Genomic DNA, 16871 nt, shown 5'->3' with positions numbered 1-16871 from the left:
CCTTAAGATTATTTGAAAAACAAGCGAACTTGGTCGAAGGTTCGACGGAAAAATCCGCCTCGGTTCACCGCTTTCAACGCAATCAGGTCCTGCTGGCCGACAATTTGATCATTGAACGTCACTTTTACCGTGCCAAGCCTGTCGCCTTGCTTAACAGGCGCGATGACCGTGCCGTCGATTTCCATGCCGGCCTTGAGATTGTCGTATTGCCCGCGCGGGAAGGTGACATAGAAGTCGCGCTTGAGACCCAGCGCCACTTCGGTGTCTTCGCCCTTCCACACACGTGTCTCCGATAGCTTTTCGTTGGCCTTGTAAATTGGCCGGGTCTCGAAGAAACGGTAACCGTAATTCAATAGCGCCTGGTTGGCGTTTGCTCGGTCGTTGTCGCTCTTGGCTCCCATCACGACTGAGATCAGCCTCATGCCGTCTCGTAGCGACGATGCTACTAGACAGTAGCCAGCATTCTGAGTATGCCCGGTCTTTACGCCGTCCACGGTCGGGTCGCGCCACAACAAGCGGTTACGGTTATGCTGCTTGATGCCGTTGAATTCGAACTCCTTGATGGCGTGCCATTTGTAGTACTCGGGGAATTCCTCAATCATGGCGCGGGTAAGGGTAACCAGATCGCGGGCGGTCGTGTAATGTTCGGGATCGGGCAAACCCATGCTGTTCTTGTAATGAGTGTTTTTCATGCCGAGCCGTTCGGCCTGTTGGTTCATCATCTGGGCGAACACAGCCTCGTCGCCGGCGATATGCTCGGCCAAGGCGACGCTGGCATCGTTTCCGGATTGAACGATCATGCCCTTGAGCAGTGCCTCTACCGAGACCTGGGTGCCCACCTGGGCAAACATGCGCGAACCCTCGGTGCGCCAGGCTTTTTCACTTATTCTGACCTGATCGTCCAGTTTTAAGTGGCCCGCGGCCAACTCCCGGAAAACCACGTAGGCGGTCATGATCTTAGTGAGGCTGGCTGGTTCCAGCCGTTCGTCCGCATTGCTCTCGGCAAGCACGCGGCCGCTGTTGAAATCCGCGAGGATGTAGGCCTTCGCTCCGATTTCTGGGGGGGCCGGGATCAAAACCTGATCGGCGAGGCTGAAACGGCAAAATCCAAGCAAGGCGAAAAGTAGAAGCAAGCTGGGTAATTTCGTTTTCACGGCTGTCTGCTTTCGGTCAGGTTAGAAATCGGCGCCGCATTGTAGCACGTGTACATGGCGTGCCGAGGCTGCGGCTATTAACCGGGCCTATAGACATAGGCTGAGTTAATCTGGCGCGGCGCCAAGCCGCGTGAGCCCAGGCCGGTAACGCCCGGCCTGGGCGGCAGGCCGTAAATACCAGGGAGGTATTTATGGACCTGACTATTCAATAAGCGTCAGTGGCGTTCAGAGTTCAGGACGAGCTGCCGGCCTTATGGCGAGAAACCAGCTCGCGGCTTAACTCGTAGGCCGCCATTGCGTACAGGGGGCTGTGGTTGTAGCGGGTGATGACGTAGAAATTTTGTAGTCCCAGCCAATAGGCAGGTCCGGTTTCTTCGTCAAGCCTCACCAATGCAGCCTTGGCGTTGCTGGGTATGGATCCCCTCGTATCCACGCCGAGGGAAAGCCATTCCCGCACTGTACGGGTAGGCTTCACGCTGCTGGTGAGCCCGTCGTGTGCGGTACCGTTCACCGTGGCGGCGAAAGCCACCGGTTCACCCGCCCGCCATCCATGAACGGCGAAATAACGGGCGACGCTGGCAATGGCGTCGGCCGGATTGTTCCAAATATCGCGGCGATGGTCGCCGTCGCCGTCGGCCGCGTATTTTCGATAGCTGCTCGGCATGAACTGCGGCAAGCCCATGGCGCCGGCGTAGGAGCCCGTGGGGTTCGCAGGATTGATGCCTTCTTCCCGACACAAAAGTAAGAACTCTTCCAATTCTCGCCGGAAAAAAGCGGCTCGCTTCGGATAGGCGAAAGCCAAAGTGGAAAGTGCGTCGATCACCCGATATTTTCCAGGTGATTGGCCGTAATTGGTTTCGATTCCGATAATGGCGACGATCACCTCGGGGGGAACGCCGTATTTCCGGGTAGCCGTGGCGAGCGCGCCGGCATTCCGGTTCCAGAAATCGACCCCATTCTGAATGCGTGTTTCGGTAAGGAACAGTTTGCGGTAGGCATACCAGGGTTTGGCTTCGTAGGGCTTTGCTATGGCTTCGAGAATCTTGTCCTGGATAGTGACGTCCTGGAATAACTTTGTGAGTTCAGAGGTGTTGAAATGATGCTTGTGGCTCATGTCCCGGATGAAGGTGCGGACGCCCGGTCGTTGGGCTAGGCTTTCTGAAGCCGTCCCGGGCGAGGAAAAACCGTAGAGGGAAACAATGAGCAGAATGAGGTTTATGAGGCGCATAATTATCCGTTCGGCAGAAGTTTACGATGGGTCTGGACGGCCATCAGCATACCGAAGCCTGCCAGCAGGGTCACCATGGAAGTACCGCCGTAGCTGACCAGAGGGAGGGGGACGCCTACTACGGGGAGAATGCCGATTACCATGCCGACGTTGACGAAGACATAGACGAAGAAGGTTACCGTCAGTGCTCCCGCAAGGAGTCGGCTGTAGTTATCCTGCGCCTGGACGACGATATAAAAACAACGCCCAAGGACGAAGAGATAAAGTGCCAACAGACCCAGACAGCCGATCAGACCGAACTCCTCGGCAAGGACCGCGAAGATGAAGTCGGTCGAGCGCTCCGGCAGAAATTCCAGGTGCGCTTGAGTCCCGTGCAGCCATCCTTTGCCGTAAATACCGCCCGAGCCGATCGCGATCTTGGATTGAATGATGTGGTAGCCGCGTCCCAAAGGGTCCGCTTCCGGGTTCAGGAATGTCAGAAGCCGATCCCGCTGATAACCGTGCATGAAATGCCAGGCCACAGGCAGAAGGCTTCCGCCCACAACCGCCAAGGCCAGCATATAGCGCCATGGAATTCCGGCCAGAAACACGACCGCAGAGCCGGCGCTGGCGACCAGCACGGCCGTGCCGAGATCGGGTTGTTTGGCGATTAGCGCGGTGGGAATCAGAATCAGCACGCCAGCGAGAACCAACGGCTTCAGGCGTAGGGGAGGCGCATGCCCGGATAAATACCAGGCGATCATCATGGGCGTGGAGAGCTTGGTCAGCTCGGAGGGTTGGAAACGGATAATGCCGATATCCAGCCACCGCTGGGCTCCCATGCTTATTTTGCCGACCACCAGAACAGCCACCAAAAGCAAGACCCCAAGAAGATAGAGAGCCGGACTGTAAAACTTGAGGTGGCGGGGATGAATCTGCGCGATGGCGATCATGATGGTCATCGCTAACCCCAGACGTATCGACTGGCGCACAAGCACGTTCACATCTTGGCCGCCGGCGCTGTAAAGAATGATGAAGGCCAAGGTGCATAAGCCGCCCAGCCCGGCTAATAGCGGCAGGTCGATATGCAGCTTTTGTATCAAGGAAACGCGCTGCGGCGGCGTAATTCGGAGTTGCGCCAGAACGGGATCGATGTTCATGGATTTTCGAGCAGGTACTGGTCCATTACGGCACGGGCGATAGGAGCCGCGACTGACCCTCCGTGTCCACCGTTTTCCGCAAGCACGGCGACCGCGATGCGTGGTGCTTCCACCGGTGCGAAGGCTATGAACCACGCATGATCACGCAAGGTCTTGGCGATCTTCATCTTCTTGTAGTCCTGGTCCTGCCGCACGGTGAAGACTTGTGCGGTACCAGTCTTGCCGGCGACGGTATAGGAAAGTCCCGGGGCTATTACTTTGGCGGTGCCGCGTGCACTGTGGACGACATCGACCATGGCATCAATTACCGTGCGCCAATGCTCCGGTTTGAGGTCGGCGACGATCTCGTCGCTGCTTTTGGGATAGAGGCTTTCGATCTCGTACGGGGCTTTTATGGTGTCCACGACTCTTGGTTCTACGTTCCGTCCACGATTGGCGAGTATCGCCGTCGCCCTGGCCAGCTGAATAGGCGTAACTTGGACATAGCCTTGTCCAATGCCTGCGATGATGGTTTCACCAGGATACCATACCTGCTTGCGTTTCTTTTTCTTCCATTCCTTTGAAGGAAACAACCCAGGTTTTTCCCCGACCAGATCGATACCAGTCCGTTCCCCAAAGCCGAAGAGTTGCATGAAATCGTGGAGCGGATCTATACCGATATGGTGGGCGAGGTCGTAGAAGTACACGTCACAGGATTGAGTGATGGCCAATTTGAGATCTACAGAGCCATGGCCTTGCTTGCGCCAGTCCCGGTATTTGTGCTCCGCATTGGGTAGGCGGTAATAGCCCGGGCAAAGAACTCGTCTTGCTGGGCTGATATTGAGAATTTTCAAGCCGGCCAGGCTCACGAAGGGTTTGACCGTGGAGCCAGGCGGATAGACGCCGCGGAGCGCGCGGTCGTACAGTGGCCGGTCCGGAGCGTTTTGAAGGGCGTCATAATCTTTTTTGCTGATGCCGTGGATGAAGGGGTTGGGATCGAAGCCTGGCTTGCTGACCAAGACCAATACTTTGCCGGTGGCGGGGTCGATCGCCGCTACGGCTCCGTTGAACTCGCCCAAGGCATCGAAGGCGGTTTTTTGCAGCCGAATGTCCAAGGAAAGGTAAAGATCGGCTCCCGCCACGGGATCGGTGGTGTTTAGTATCTGAATGGGGCGCCCTTGGACGTTGGTTTCATACTCCTCGTAACCGGTTTTCCCATGCAAGACGGATTCGTAAGCTTTTTCGACGCCGCTTTTTCCGATGTGGTAGGTTCCCCGATATTGGGCCGGATCCAAGGATCGGAGTTCGGATTCGTTAATGCGCGCGACATAACCCACGACGTGGGACGTCAAGTGGCCGTAAGGATAGCTCCGCATGAACCGGGTCCGAATTTCAACTCCCGGAAAATAAGGCATCTTGACGGCGAAACGGGCGATTTCTTCTTCTGTCAACTCCAGGCGTAGAGGTACGCTCTCGAAGCTTTTTCTCTGGCTTTTTTGAAGTCTGAAACGGTTGAGTTCATCGTCGCTTAGATTCAGCAGCTTTTGGAGCTCCGATAAGGTTGCTTCCAGATCCGGAACCCGTTCGGGAATGATTTCCAGGCTATAAGTCGCCGTATTGTCGGCTAGAACTTCGCCGTTTCGGTCGAAAATCAGCCCGCGGGAAGGCGCCAAAGGAGAGATCTTGACCTGGTTGTCTCGCGACAAAGTGGAGTAGTGCTCGTGTCCCATAACCTGCAAATAGATCAGGCGGATGACGAGCCCTGTTGTGGCCAGTAGTATGAACAGTACGCTGGCGGCAATGCGGTTGAGAAACAGCCGGTTCTCGTAAAACTTCTCGTTGAGGTCGAAAGGACGGCTCATGGCGACCCCTTACCACATGGCCGGATGATTAAAAAATGCTGAAGCGGCGTCTGACCCGCCGTAGAATCGTTAAGACGGCTGGCCACGCGAGCGCGCCTGTAAAAGACGGCAGCCAATACACCCAATTCAAAACATTCATGTTCTTGATGTTTTGTGTCCAGAGGACCAGAGACTGGCTAATCAACAAAAGGAGAAGTATCCAGAGCGATTGCTGGGGGAGCGGGTAAAGACGCAATCGACGATAAAGTCGCAGGCTAATATAGGCGATGAGGGAATAAGCCAGCGCGTGTTGGCCTAGCATGCGCCCGGTCAAGGTGTCGACGAAAAGCCCGGTGAGCCAGGCGGTTCCCACCCCTACACGGTCAGGTATCGCGATCGTCCAATAAATCAGAAACAAGGCGGTCCAATCGGGGTTGAATACGAACAACTCGCGCGGCAAGGGGAGAATCCGCAAAGCCATGGCAACCACCAGACTTAGCGGTACCACTATCAGTCCGGCGGACGACGATTTAACGGCTGCCATTCGTGGGCAAAGCGTTTGGGCGTTGTTCTTGATCGACCGAGATGCGTGGGACGGGTCGTGAATCGCTCCATACCAACAAGAGTTCACGGTTTCGGTCGAGCTGAGCAACGGGCGCAGCGGAGATTTTTGCGAATGCTGTCTTCTGTGGCGCAACTTCTGTCACGGTGGCTACCGGGTAGCCATGAGGAAAAACCCCACCGAGGCCAGAAGTTACCAGGAGATCACCGACCTGGATATCGGCATTGCTAGAAAGATAAGGTAATGCCAGGCGATCGATCTGCCCGGTGCCAAGCGCCAGGGTACGTAGACCATTCCGGTTGACTTGCACCGGAATGGCATGGTTCGGGTCGGTAATCAGCATCACTTCTGCGCTGAATGGCGTGACCCGCAGGACCTGTCCCACAACCCCGTTCGCATCGAACACGGGTTGGCCGACATGAACCCCGAATCGGGCACCTTTGTTCACCACGACGATATGTTCGTACGGAACCAAATTGACGGATAGGAGTTCGGCGATCGATACCTGTTCGCCGACCTTGAAGGAGGTATCCAAAAGTCCCCGCAGCCGGATGTTCTCTTGTTCCAATGCCGCGAACTTCAGCAGTTTGGTCTTGAGGACAAGTTGCTCCTCCTTCAGCTTTTGGTTTTCCGCTACGAGGTTCGCATACGTGGATATGGATTCTATGACGCGCTGTCCGAAGCGCACCGGCGAGCTGACGACTTGCTGCAAGGGATAGGTCGCTGACGCGAAAGGCGTTCGAGCGCCCGGAAGGATGCCGTGTTGTTCTGCTGCGAGCAACACCAAAGCGGCCGCCGAACATAGCAGCAGACGGATATTGAGTGAATAGCCTCGCGAGAACAGCCGTTTGATATCCCAATCCTCTTAAAGCGACGCAAGCCGGCGTCCGCCGGCTTCACTCAAGTGAGAACGCTGCCGCGCCGATTTCGTCCAGCAGTTCCAGTACTCGCCCACCTCCTCGAGCGACACATGTCATGGGATCTTCGGCTATAAAGACGGGGAGTCCGGTTTCTTCGGCGATCAGGCGGTCCATATCCTTAAGCAAGGCGCCTCCGCCGGTCAAAACGATGCCTCTATCCGCGACGTCCGCGCCCAGTTCCGGTGGAGTCTGTTCCAACGCCACCTTTACCGCGCCTATGATCCCCTGTAAAGGTTCCTGAAGTGCCTCGAGGATTTCGTTGCTATTCAAGACGAAACTGCGTGGTACACCCTCAGCCAGATTGCGGCCTTTGACTTCGATTTCTTTGATTTCGCTGCCCGGATAGGCGGTACCAATTTCATACTTGATTCGTTCGGCCGTGGATTCTCCGATCAAGGTACCGTAATTGCGGCGCACATAATTCATGATGGCTTCGTCCATGCGGTCGCCTCCAATGCGTACAGAAGCGGAGTAGACGATGCCGTTCAGCGAAATGACCGCAACCTCGGACGTACCGCCGCCGATGTCCAGGACCATCGAACCGCGCGCCTCGTGTACGGGTAGACCGGCGCCGATGGCCGCCGCCATGGGTTCTTCGATGAGATAAACTTCCCTCGCACCCGCTCCCGCCGCGGATTCCTTTATGGCACGCCGTTCGACCTGGGTGGAGCCGCACGGCACGCAGATCAGCACTCGAGGGCTCGGTCGGAAAAGCTTGTTTTTGTGTACTTTATGGATGAAGTACTGAAGCATCTTTTCCGTGACGGTGAAATCGGCGATCACACCGTCTTTGAGAGGGCGGATAGCGGTGATGTTGCCGGGTGTTCGTCCCAACATCGATTTTGCGGCCGAGCCAACCGCCGCGATCGATTTTTGGCCTCGGGCGCGATCCTCGCGGATAGCCACCACCGATGGCTCGTTTACCACAATGCCTTGGCCACGAATGTAGATCAAGGTGTTTGCGGTGCCAAGGTCAATGGACAAGTCGTTCGAGAAGAATCCTCGGAGGTGTCTGAAGAACATAGGCATATAGTCCTTATAAATGCCGTAATTTTACAACGGGTGGGCCGGGGCGACAAAAGCCGGATATCGGGTATTATATGATTGAAAGAAACATTGGATGCAAATATGTCCTTAAGTATTGACCAAGTTTATGAAATTGCCTGGCTCGCCCGGCTTGCCATCGACGCGGACAAAGCGGCCGCTTATGCTCGAGATCTGACCGGTATATTGGATTTCGTCGAGGAAATGAATGCCGTGGACACTTCCGAGGTCGCTCCGATGGCCCACCCTCTCGATCAGGCTCAGCGCTTACGGCCGGATGTCGTTACCGAAACCGACCAACGGGAGTTGTTCCAGAGCTGCGCACCCTTGGTGGAAGCAGGGCTTTATCTTGTTCCCAAGGTTATCGAATGACGGCGATAACGGGTGTGGCCGGAGAGCTTCGCCCATTCCACACGTATTTTCGATTTCGGAACCATCTTCATGCACGATAAAACCATCGCCGAACTTGCCGCCGGCCTCAAGAATAAAGAATTCAGCAGCCTAGAGCTGACGCAGGCTTTGCTGGCGCGTATCCGGCAGCACAATCCGCAACTCAACTGCTTTATTACCGTTACCGAAGAGCAGGCGCTTGAGCAGGCCCGGGCCGCCGATGCCGCGATTGCACGAGGCGCTGCTGGCGCTTTGACCGGCGTTCCCATCGCCCAGAAAGATATTTTTTGCACCAAAGGTGTGAAGACGAGCTGCGGTTCGAAGATGCTCGACAATTTCATCGCTCCATACGATGCGACGGTCGTAGAGCGATTCAATCAGGCGGGAGCGGTCATGCTCGGCAAGCTCAACATGGATGAGTTTGCCATGGGTTCTTCCAACGAAACGAGCTATTACGGTCCTGTGAAGAATCCGTGGGATACCGAGACGGTTCCGGGTGGATCGTCCGGTGGCTCGGCGGCGTCGGTCGCTGCACGACTGGTGCCCGGTGCTACTGGAACCGATACCGGCGGATCGATTCGACAGCCGGCTTCCTTTTGCGGCATCACCGGTCTGAAGCCGACCTACGGTTTGGTTTCCCGCTGGGGGATGATCGCATTTGCATCCAGCCTGGACCAGGGGGGGCCCATGGCCCGAACGGCGGAAGACTGCGCGCTTATGCTCCAAGTCATGGCCGGGTTCGATGACAAGGATTCGACCAGCGTGGACAGACCAGTACCGGATTATTCCGCCTCTCTCAACGACAGCCTGGAAGGGCTTAGGATCGGCCTACCCAAAGAGTTTTTCGATGAGGGGTTGGATTCGGATATCGCGCGCCTGATTGACGATGCTGTTGCCGAGTATCGGAGATTGGGAGCCAACGTAAAAGAAATTTCGTTGCCCAACATGAAGCTGTCGGTGCCAGCTTATTACGTGGTGGCGCCTGCCGAGTGTTCGTCCAATCTGGCTCGTTACGACGGCGTTCGTTTCGGCTATCGCTGCAAGGAGCCGAAGGATCTGCACGATTTGTATACGCGTTCCCGCGGCGAAGGCTTCGGCGCGGAGGTGAAGCGGCGGATTCTCATCGGTACTTATGTGCTGTCGGCGGGTTACTACGATGCCTATTACCTCAAGGCTCAAAAGGTCCGACGCTTGATCAGCGAAGATTTCAAGCGGGCATTCCGCGAAGTCGACGTGATCATCGGGCCCACCTCGCCCTCTGTCGCGTTTCGGTTCGGGGAGAAGAGCGCCGACCCTATAGCCATGTACCTGTCGGATATCTATACGATCGCGGTCAATCTGGCTGGCCTTCCCGGCATGTCGGTCCCAGTCGGATTTTCCAAGGGACTGCCGGTCGGCATGCAGATCATCGGCGATTATTTTTCCGAGGCGCGCTTACTCAATGTCGCACATCGGTATCAGCAGGCGACCGACTGGCACCGACGGAGTCCGGCGGCTTTCGCTTGATACGATAGCCTCCCAGAACTACAGCAAAGGTATCAATCGATTATGGAATGGGAACCGGTTATCGGGTTGGAAATTCACGCCCAACTCGCGACTAAATCCAAGATTTTTTCGGGTGCGGCCACCGCTTACGGCGCGGAGCCCAACACCCAAGCCTGTGCAGTCGATTTGGGACTGCCGGGTGTGTTGCCGGTTTTGAACCGCGAGGCGGTACGTATGGCGGTCAAGTTCGGCCTCGCCATCGGTGCTCGGGTGGCACCGTTTTCGGTATTCGCGCGCAAAAACTATTTTTATCCGGATCTGCCGAAAGGGTACCAAATCAGTCAATACGATCTCCCCGTTGTGAGTGCGGGGCATCTGACTATTTCGGTGGATGGGATCGAGAAAACAGTCGGAATCACTCGCGCTCACCTCGAGGAAGATGCCGGCAAGTCCTTACACGAGGATTTCCACGGATTTACCGGAATCGACTTGAACCGGGCGGGTACGCCGCTTCTCGAAATCGTGTCTGAACCGGACCTTCGTTCAGCCAAGGAAGCGGTGGCCTATATGAAGAAGCTGCACGCCTTGGTCCGATATCTGGAAATCTGCGACGGCAACATGCAAGAAGGATCGTTCCGTTGCGACGCCAATGTGTCGGTTCGCCGCAAGGGCCAGAAGGAGTTCGGTACCCGTGCCGAAATTAAGAACTTGAACTCGTTCCGTTTTGTGGAGCGTGCGATCAACTATGAGATCGAGCGGCAGATCGAAATTCTGGAAAGCGGTGGACAGGTGGTACAGGAAACCCGTTTGTACGATGCCGCCAAGGACGAAACCCGCTCCATGCGCAGCAAGGAGGAGGCGAACGACTACCGCTATTTCCCCGACCCTGACCTTCTGCCTTTGGAAATCTCGAGCGATTTCATCGAGGAGGTGCGCAAGAATCTGCCCGAATTGCCGGATGAAAAACGTGACCGATTCAAATCGCAATACGGTTTGAACGACTATGACGCAACCGTGCTGACGGCGACGCGAGAGCTCGCCGATTATTACGAGACGGTGGTCGCGGAGTCTGGCAACAGTGATCCCAAGCTGTGCGCCAACTGGGTCATGGGTGATCTTTCCGGCGCGCTCAATAAAGCCGGTTTGGAGATCGATCAGTGCCCCGTCGAGCCTTCACGGCTGGCCGGTCTTATCAGGCGCATTGTCGACGAAACCATCTCCGGAAAACTGGCTAAGCAAGTTTTCGAGGCGATGTGGGCGTCCGGGGAGACCGCTGACGAAATCATAGAAAAACAGGGGCTGAAACAAATCACCGATACTGGTGCGATCGAGAAAATCATCGACGAAATCATTGCCGCCAATCCGCAACAAGTGGCGCAATACCGGGCAGGCAAGGACAAACTGTTCGGATTTTTCGTCGGCCAGGTGATGAAGGCAACTCAAGGCAAGGCCAATCCGCAGCAATTGAACGAGTTGCTCAAGAAGAAATTGCAATAGTTCTGTTTGACCCAACGGTCCTCGGTAAGCCGTCCCGGCCCCATTTCTACCGGCGTCTGAGGATCTTTGGACGCAAAGGGAGGTTCTCGGCAACGATGGGGCCGGTTGCTCGATTTGAGATTCAGGTCTTTCTAATGGGACGGTTTTCGTCGACGACGAAAACCGTCTTCTACCAACAGCCGTTCTGACACCCCGATCCCAGCATGGAGACTTATTCGATTCCAGGTTTTGCCGATCCCATGAGTTCTCTGACGCATTTATTGGCTGCGGGCGTGTTTGCCGTCCTAGGCTTTTTTTTGATTCGGAGAGCTCGGGGCAATCTCTGCCACGTGATCGCCATCGGAGTGTTCGTCTTTACCTGTCTCTTTCTCCTCTCGATGAGCGGGGTGTTTCATCTCCTGTCCGTCGGAGGGGCGGGGCGTGCGGTGTTGCAGCGGCTGGACCATGCAGCGATCTTTTTGTTGATCGCGGGAAGCTTCACGCCGGTACATTGCATCCTGTTCTCCGGTTTTTTGCGGTGGGGAATCTTGCTATTGGTCTGGGTGCTGGCCATAACCGGGCTGACGCTCAAGGTCATTTTCTTCGACGACATCCCGGAATCGCTCGGTTTGACGCTGTATCTCGGGCTTGGCTGGCTGGGGCTGGTATCCGGAATCGCTGTATGGCGTCGATTCGGTTTTAGGTTCTTTATGCCGATGCTCTTCAGCGCATTGGCTTACACCTCGGGTGCGCTGATCGATTTCCTGCGATGGCCGGTAATCATAGGCGGGGTGCTGGGGCCGCACGAATTGTTTCATCTCGCGGTATTGGCAGGCATCGGCTTCCACTGGCGTTTCGTGAGGAATTGTTTGGATCGTCCCGATGCGGGTGCAGTCGTCGCGAAGGAACCAGGCAAGGTGCCAGCTTGGCATGTCAAGACGGTCGAGCAAGTTTATGAAGCAGTTCGATCGGGTCCCGGCGGATTGACCGAAGAAGAGGCGAGTCACCGCCTTGCCGAGCACGGCTTCAATGAAATCGAACAAGGCCGGAGCGTTTCGATACTCGGACTTTTTCTCGCGCAGTTCAAGAGTGTTCTGGTCATTATTCTGCTGATTGCGATCGGCTTCTCGGCGTATTTGGGGCATGCCGTCGAATCCATCGTCATTGCCGTCATCGTTCTGTTTGCCGTATTGCTGGGGTTTATTCAGGAGTACCGTGCCGAGCGGGCGATGGAAGCTTTGCAACAAATGGCGGCGCCGACGGCAAGCGTTCTGCGCGGCGGCAAATTCGTCGAAGTACTCGCCCGCTATCTGGTTCCAGGCGATATCGTCCGATTGCAAACCGGCAACCGTATCCCGGCTGACCTGCGCTTGACCGAGTGCGTGAACCTCCAAGTTGATGAAGCGCCTCTGACGGGCGAATCGACAGCGGTGGAAAAACACTCGGCACCCCTCGATGATCCCGAGTTACCCATCGGTGATCGCCTAAACATGGGGTATGCCGGCACGGCGGTAACTTACGGACGCGGCCAGGGTGTGGTTGTCGCCACCGGAATGAAAACAGAGTTTGGTCGCATCGTGAGCCTCCTGCGCGGTGCAGAACAGCGGGAGACGCCGTTGCAGAAGAGCCTCGACAAGGTCGGGAACGTTCTGGCGGTCGCCGCCGTTCTCATCGTCGCGGTCATCGTTTCTCTCGGCATCATGCGCGGCGAACCCTTCGAGCAGATGCTGATCTTCGGCATCGCATTGGCTGTTGCCGTGGTACCGGAGGCGCTACCGGCCGTGGTGACGATTTCTCTAGCGATCGGTGCCCGCAGGATGGTCAAGCGTAACGCGCTCATACGCCGCCTGCCGGCCGTCGAAACCTTGGGCAGCACGTCCGTCATTTGTTCCGACAAGACCGGAACCTTGACCCGGGACGAGATGACTGTCCGTAAGATCTGGGCGGGCGGAGAGTTGTTCAGCCTTACGGGAGCCGGCTATGAACCGGTTGGCCGGTTTCTTCATAACTCTCAAGAAGTCGCGCCTCCCCTGGCCGTGAAAAATCTGCTCCAGGCGGCCGTGCTGGCGAGCGATGCAGTCTTGGTGCGTACTGAAGAAGGCCGTTGGCAGATTCAGGGCGATCCGACCGAGGGCGCGCTGGTGGTTGCCGGGGAAAAAGCCGGGTTGAAGGCGTTCGAGCTGAATAGCCAGTTTCCCCGTGTCGGTGAAATTCCATTTACATCCGAATCCAAACGGATGACCACGCTTCATGAGAAAGCCGACGGCACGCGCATAGCCTATGCCAAGGGGGCCGTAGAGGTGATGCTCGACGCCTGCGACCGCTGGGCGAGCACTGAGGGCATCATTCCACTGGACGATGCGGCGCGCGCGGTAATTCAAGGCGTGGCGGAGCGCTTGGCGGGTGAGGCACTTCGGGTTCTAGCCGTGGCGCAAAAAGAGGATGCGTCTTTGGAGACGGCTGAGAGTGGTATGTGTTTTCTGGGATTGGTCGGAATGATCGATCCGCCACGTCCCGAATCGAAGTCAGCCATCGCGACCTGCGAAAAAGCGGGCATCAAGGTCGTCATGATTACGGGGGATCACCCGGCCACCGCTCGCGCTGTAGGCCGCGAGCTCGGCATCCTGAAGCGCGGGCGGGTGGTCACAGGTGTGGAACTGGACGCGATGAACGATGAAGAGTTCGCGCAGGCCGCCAAAGATATTGAGATCTTTGCCCGTGTGGCTCCCGAACACAAGATTCGAATCGTCCAAGCCCTACAAGAGCAAGGCCAGATTGTGGCCATGACCGGCGACGGCGTGAATGATGCACCGGCCTTAAAACAGGCCGATATCGGCGTGGCCATGGGCATCACCGGCACCGATGTGTCAAAAGAAGCTGCGGCGATGATGCTCACCGACGACAATTTCGCCTCCATTGTTGCCGCTGTGGAAGAAGGCAGGGGGATCTTCGCCAACATCAAGAAATATCTGATGTATCTATTGTCTTCGAACATCGGCGAGATTGGTCTGATGGCCGGCGCCACGCTGACTGGACTACCGCTGCCATTGAGTGCGGTACAAATTCTTTACGTCAATCTGGCCACCGATGGACTTCCCGCATTGGCGCTTGCAGTCGATCCGATGGACGCGACTTTGATGCAGCAAAAACCGCGCGATCCGAAACAAGGAATTTTCACTGCACCGGTCGTCTTACTAATGCTTGTCGGCGGCATCTGGTCGACCCTGGTCAATCTCAGCGTTTTTCTCTGGGCGTTGGATCGAGGCTACGAACTGACCAATGCGATGACACTGACTTTCGCTACGCTAGTCTCGATCGAGTTTTTCAAAGCTTATAACTTTCGTTCCGACCGTTTTTCCGTGTTTCGTCGCCCGTTCGCCAATAAATGGCTGAATCTCGCGATAGTCTGGGAGATCGTGCTGCTTATAGCCATCATTAATGTCCCCTTCCTTCAATACGCATTCGGTACGACCGCATTATCCGGCGAGGAATGGGTAGTGATACTCGGTGCCTCGGCCACAATTCTGCCGGCTCTGGAAACCGCGAAATGGGTTATTCGGCGCAGATGGTTCGACGCAGAGGCAAAAACCGGTTCGAGTTGACGGCAAGTCTGTCCCTGCGTCTGCAACGGTGCCCGTGATCATTGTGGAGGTAAATGTTGTCTAACACGGGGCAAGTCAGACAAGCAGGGAGCAAGCCATGGCGTCCGGCAATTTCTCAAAGGCCAAACGGATTATCAAGATCGTTTTGAACGATTTCCTGATCGGTACTTTGGCAGTGCTGCCGATCATAGTGGTGGCACAGATCGTCATATTTCTTGCAAATTTGGTTTTGAGCACGGTATTCGGCGTACAAGAGGCGGTTGGCAATTACGGTGTAACCTTTCTCGCGTTCGCCAGCGTTTTCGGTCTGTTGACGTATATTGGTCATACCGTCAATAAACGGCGCCATTCATTGATTCTCTCTCTGGTCGATCTGGCGATCGAGCGGGTTCCTTTCTTGAGCACGGTCTATAGAGTCACCAAAAAGATCGTCGATATGTTTCGTAGCAAGCCAGACGAACAAAAGCGCGAAGTCGTTTATGTGGAATATCCAAGGAAAGGAATGTGGCTGCCGGCTTATGTTACGAATCGCGAAGGCGACCGTTATGTCTTGTACGTCCCCACTTCGCCCAACCCTACCAACGGGTTTACGGTCATCGTACATGAGTCCAATGTGGTCAAGTCCGACCTGGATATTTCCGAGGTGACGAGTTTCGTCATGAGCGTGGGATCCGATTTCCCTAAGTCGCAAGAGGCTTTGGGGCTTCCCCGCTAGTGGACCGCAATCTTTGCACTAAAGCAGCAACGCGACTTCCTCGACTTCGCGCGCTTGATTGATCCGGAATCCCCGCATTTCAAGCACGCCCTTGGTGTTCAAAGAGATGATGAGATACAGCGCATCGGGGTAGGCCGCTTGTTCTAGATCGGCGGCCGAAGGTTCTGCTGGAGCGGCCGGATGCGAATGAAAGACGGCAAACAATTCCTCGCCTCGTTCCCGCATCTGGCGCATGGCTTTGATCTGTTCATGGGGGTCCATCTGAAACCTGCAGTCGGGCGTAGCCGACGCATTCTTGACCAAATAACAGTGGTTTGGAGTGCCGTTTTTCGCTCCGATCAGTCCGCAGACCTCCATATCCGGCGATGTTTGGGCATAGTGCAAAAGCTGATTGACCAAACGGCGAGGGATACGAACTTCTTTATTGTGCATGCGTTTGTTCTGAAAAGGATCGGCTGCTTGGTTCCCACCGCGCGGTTGTGACGCGGAAATGGCCCTGAAGGTCGGCATGGCGGCTAATGTCGGCGTAATCGAGTTCGCTCAGGAGGTTGGTCAAGGCTTCCGCCTGATCGAAGCCGTGTTCCAGCATGAGTCGTCCATGCGGCTTTAAGTAATAACGGGCTTCCCGGGCGATGATTCGGAACATGTCCAATCCGTCCCGTCCACCTTTTAGAGCCAAACGCGGTTCCAAGCGTACGTCGCCTCGGTTCAGATGCGGATCGTCGTCTGCGACATAGGGGGGATTGCTGATGATCAAATCGAACCGTTCGTCGCATGCTATCGCATCGAACCAATCGCCGAGGCGAAAGCGAATATTGCGTACGCCGTGCCGTACCGCATTTTTCCGTGCGATGTTCAAAGCGCCCGAGCTAAGGTCGGTCGCGGTGACGCGGGCGAGTGGACGTTCCGCGGCGATGCTCACGGCGATTGCGCCGCTGCCAGTCCCCAAGTCCAAAACGTCGGCCGTGCCCGACATCGGTAGGGTGGCTAGCGCCAATTCGACTAATAATTCGGTTTCGGGGCGCGGGATGAGCACGTCGGGGCTAACCTCGAACGTGCGAGACCAAAACTCTTTTTCCCCGAACAAATAAGCGATTGGAATTCCATTGTGCCGTTGCTCGACCAGGGCATGAAAACGCTTTTGCTCGTCAAGCGAAAGCTTTTTTTGCGGCCAGGCGCGAAGGTACGAGCGGTCCCGATTTAAGACGCGAGCCAAGAGAAGTTCTGCGTCGAGCCGGGCCGTTTCGCTCGATCGCCTGAGTCGCTCCGTGGCGGTCGATATGGCGGTTGCCACGGTTATGCCGTTTGCTATCGACAATCCAGTGAACATGAGCAT

General features: G+C 56.0%; 14 protein-coding genes. 5 read left to right on the top strand and 9 right to left on the bottom strand.

The window, feature by feature from the left end; translation table 11 throughout:
* Positions 1–8: 8 nt before the first annotated feature.
* From QEN43_RS11550 to QEN43_RS11520, 7 genes are all read right to left on the bottom strand, one after another.
* A complete protein-coding gene (locus QEN43_RS11550; RefSeq protein WP_026611343.1) occupies positions 9–1154 on the bottom strand; it encodes a D-alanyl-D-alanine carboxypeptidase family protein in 1146 nt (381 codons plus the stop codon).
* Positions 1155–1386: 232 nt separating this feature from the next.
* Complete coding sequence (gene mltB / locus QEN43_RS11545) at positions 1387–2382, bottom strand: lytic murein transglycosylase B (RefSeq protein WP_026611344.1); 996 nt, start codon at positions 2380–2382, stop codon at positions 1387–1389.
* A gap of 2 nt (positions 2383–2384) precedes the next feature.
* A complete protein-coding gene (gene rodA / locus QEN43_RS11540; RefSeq protein ID WP_036269152.1) occupies positions 2385–3521 on the bottom strand; it encodes a rod shape-determining protein RodA in 1137 nt (378 codons plus the stop codon).
* On the bottom strand, positions 3518–5362 hold the full coding sequence (gene mrdA, locus QEN43_RS11535) for a penicillin-binding protein 2 (RefSeq protein ID WP_026611346.1): 1845 nt from the start codon (positions 5360–5362) through the stop codon (positions 3518–3520). The genes rodA and mrdA overlap by 4 nt, the downstream gene beginning before the upstream one ends.
* A gap of 28 nt (positions 5363–5390) precedes the next feature.
* The gene (gene mreD, locus QEN43_RS11530; RefSeq protein WP_026611347.1) at positions 5391–5885 is read right to left on the bottom strand and encodes a rod shape-determining protein MreD; all 495 of its coding nucleotides are present in this window, start codon (positions 5883–5885) and stop codon (positions 5391–5393) included.
* Positions 5872–6747, bottom strand: a complete 876-nt coding sequence (gene mreC, locus QEN43_RS11525; RefSeq protein ID WP_396662787.1) for a rod shape-determining protein MreC — start codon at positions 6745–6747, stop codon at positions 5872–5874. Before mreC ends, mreD begins: the two co-directional genes overlap by 14 nt.
* A gap of 52 nt (positions 6748–6799) precedes the next feature.
* Positions 6800–7846, bottom strand: a complete 1047-nt coding sequence (locus QEN43_RS11520; protein ID WP_026611349.1) for a rod shape-determining protein — start codon at positions 7844–7846, stop codon at positions 6800–6802.
* A 105-nt stretch (positions 7847–7951) separates the two neighbouring features.
* Here QEN43_RS11520 and gatC point away from each other — a divergent pair, with 105 nt between their 5' ends.
* The 5 genes from gatC (at position 7952) to QEN43_RS11495 (ending at position 15535) form a co-directional block, all read left to right on the top strand.
* Positions 7952–8239, top strand: a complete 288-nt coding sequence (gatC, locus tag QEN43_RS11515) for an Asp-tRNA(Asn)/Glu-tRNA(Gln) amidotransferase subunit GatC (protein ID WP_026611350.1) — start codon at positions 7952–7954, stop codon at positions 8237–8239.
* Between the two features lie 69 nt (positions 8240–8308).
* Positions 8309–9763 carry an Asp-tRNA(Asn)/Glu-tRNA(Gln) amidotransferase subunit GatA gene (gene gatA, locus QEN43_RS11510; protein WP_026611351.1) on the top strand — a complete coding sequence of 485 codons (1455 nt, stop codon included), beginning with the start codon at positions 8309–8311 and terminating at the stop codon, positions 9761–9763.
* 42 nt (positions 9764–9805) lie between these two features.
* Entirely contained in the window at positions 9806–11239 is a 1434-nt protein-coding gene (gatB, locus tag QEN43_RS11505; RefSeq protein WP_026611352.1) for an Asp-tRNA(Asn)/Glu-tRNA(Gln) amidotransferase subunit GatB, read from the top strand.
* 203 nt (positions 11240–11442) lie between these two features.
* On the top strand, positions 11443–14820 hold the full coding sequence (gene trhA / locus QEN43_RS11500) for a PAQR family membrane homeostasis protein TrhA (protein WP_084162247.1): 3378 nt from the start codon (positions 11443–11445) through the stop codon (positions 14818–14820).
* A 97-nt stretch (positions 14821–14917) separates the two neighbouring features.
* Complete coding sequence (locus QEN43_RS11495) at positions 14918–15535, top strand: DUF502 domain-containing protein (protein WP_202901168.1); 618 nt, start codon at positions 14918–14920, stop codon at positions 15533–15535.
* Between the two features lie 18 nt (positions 15536–15553).
* On the opposite strand, the gene QEN43_RS11490 is transcribed toward QEN43_RS11495, so the two are convergent.
* Positions 15554–15967, bottom strand: a complete 414-nt coding sequence (locus QEN43_RS11490; protein ID WP_026611354.1) for a Mov34/MPN/PAD-1 family protein — start codon at positions 15965–15967, stop codon at positions 15554–15556.
* Positions 15957–16865 carry a peptide chain release factor N(5)-glutamine methyltransferase gene (prmC, locus tag QEN43_RS11485; protein WP_051332125.1) on the bottom strand — a complete coding sequence of 303 codons (909 nt, stop codon included), beginning with the start codon at positions 16863–16865 and terminating at the stop codon, positions 15957–15959. The genes QEN43_RS11490 and prmC overlap by 11 nt, the downstream gene beginning before the upstream one ends.
* Between the last annotated feature and the right edge of the window lie 6 nt (positions 16866–16871).

It is taken from the genome of Methylocaldum szegediense (genome assembly GCF_949769195.1).
GTDB classification, from domain to species: Bacteria; Pseudomonadota; Gammaproteobacteria; order Methylococcales; family Methylococcaceae; genus Methylocaldum; species Methylocaldum szegediense.
Note: the sequence above shows the minus strand (reverse complement) of the source record. Positions and strands in the feature narration are given on the sequence as shown.

Coding starts and splice junctions, on each gene's coding strand:
- mltB (WP_026611344.1), bottom strand. CDS start 2,382: ATGCGCCTCATAAACCTCATTCTGCTCATTGTTTCCCTCTACGGTTTT.
- rodA (WP_036269152.1), bottom strand. CDS start 3,521: ATGAACATCGATCCCGTTCTGGCGCAACTCCGAATTACGCCGCCGCAG.
- mrdA (WP_026611346.1), bottom strand. CDS start 5,362: ATGAGCCGTCCTTTCGACCTCAACGAGAAGTTTTACGAGAACCGGCTG.
- mreD (WP_026611347.1), bottom strand. CDS start 5,885: ATGGCAGCCGTTAAATCGTCGTCCGCCGGACTGATAGTGGTACCGCTA.
- QEN43_RS11520 (WP_026611349.1), bottom strand. CDS start 7,846: ATGTTCTTCAGACACCTCCGAGGATTCTTCTCGAACGACTTGTCCATT.
- gatC (WP_026611350.1), top strand. CDS start 7,952: ATGTCCTTAAGTATTGACCAAGTTTATGAAATTGCCTGGCTCGCCCGG.
- gatA (WP_026611351.1), top strand. CDS start 8,309: ATGCACGATAAAACCATCGCCGAACTTGCCGCCGGCCTCAAGAATAAA.
- gatB (WP_026611352.1), top strand. CDS start 9,806: ATGGAATGGGAACCGGTTATCGGGTTGGAAATTCACGCCCAACTCGCG.
- trhA (WP_084162247.1), top strand. CDS start 11,443: ATGGAGACTTATTCGATTCCAGGTTTTGCCGATCCCATGAGTTCTCTG.
- QEN43_RS11495 (WP_202901168.1), top strand. CDS start 14,918: ATGGCGTCCGGCAATTTCTCAAAGGCCAAACGGATTATCAAGATCGTT.
- QEN43_RS11490 (WP_026611354.1), bottom strand. CDS start 15,967: ATGCACAATAAAGAAGTTCGTATCCCTCGCCGTTTGGTCAATCAGCTT.
- prmC (WP_051332125.1), bottom strand. CDS start 16,865: ATGTTCACTGGATTGTCGATAGCAAACGGCATAACCGTGGCAACCGCC.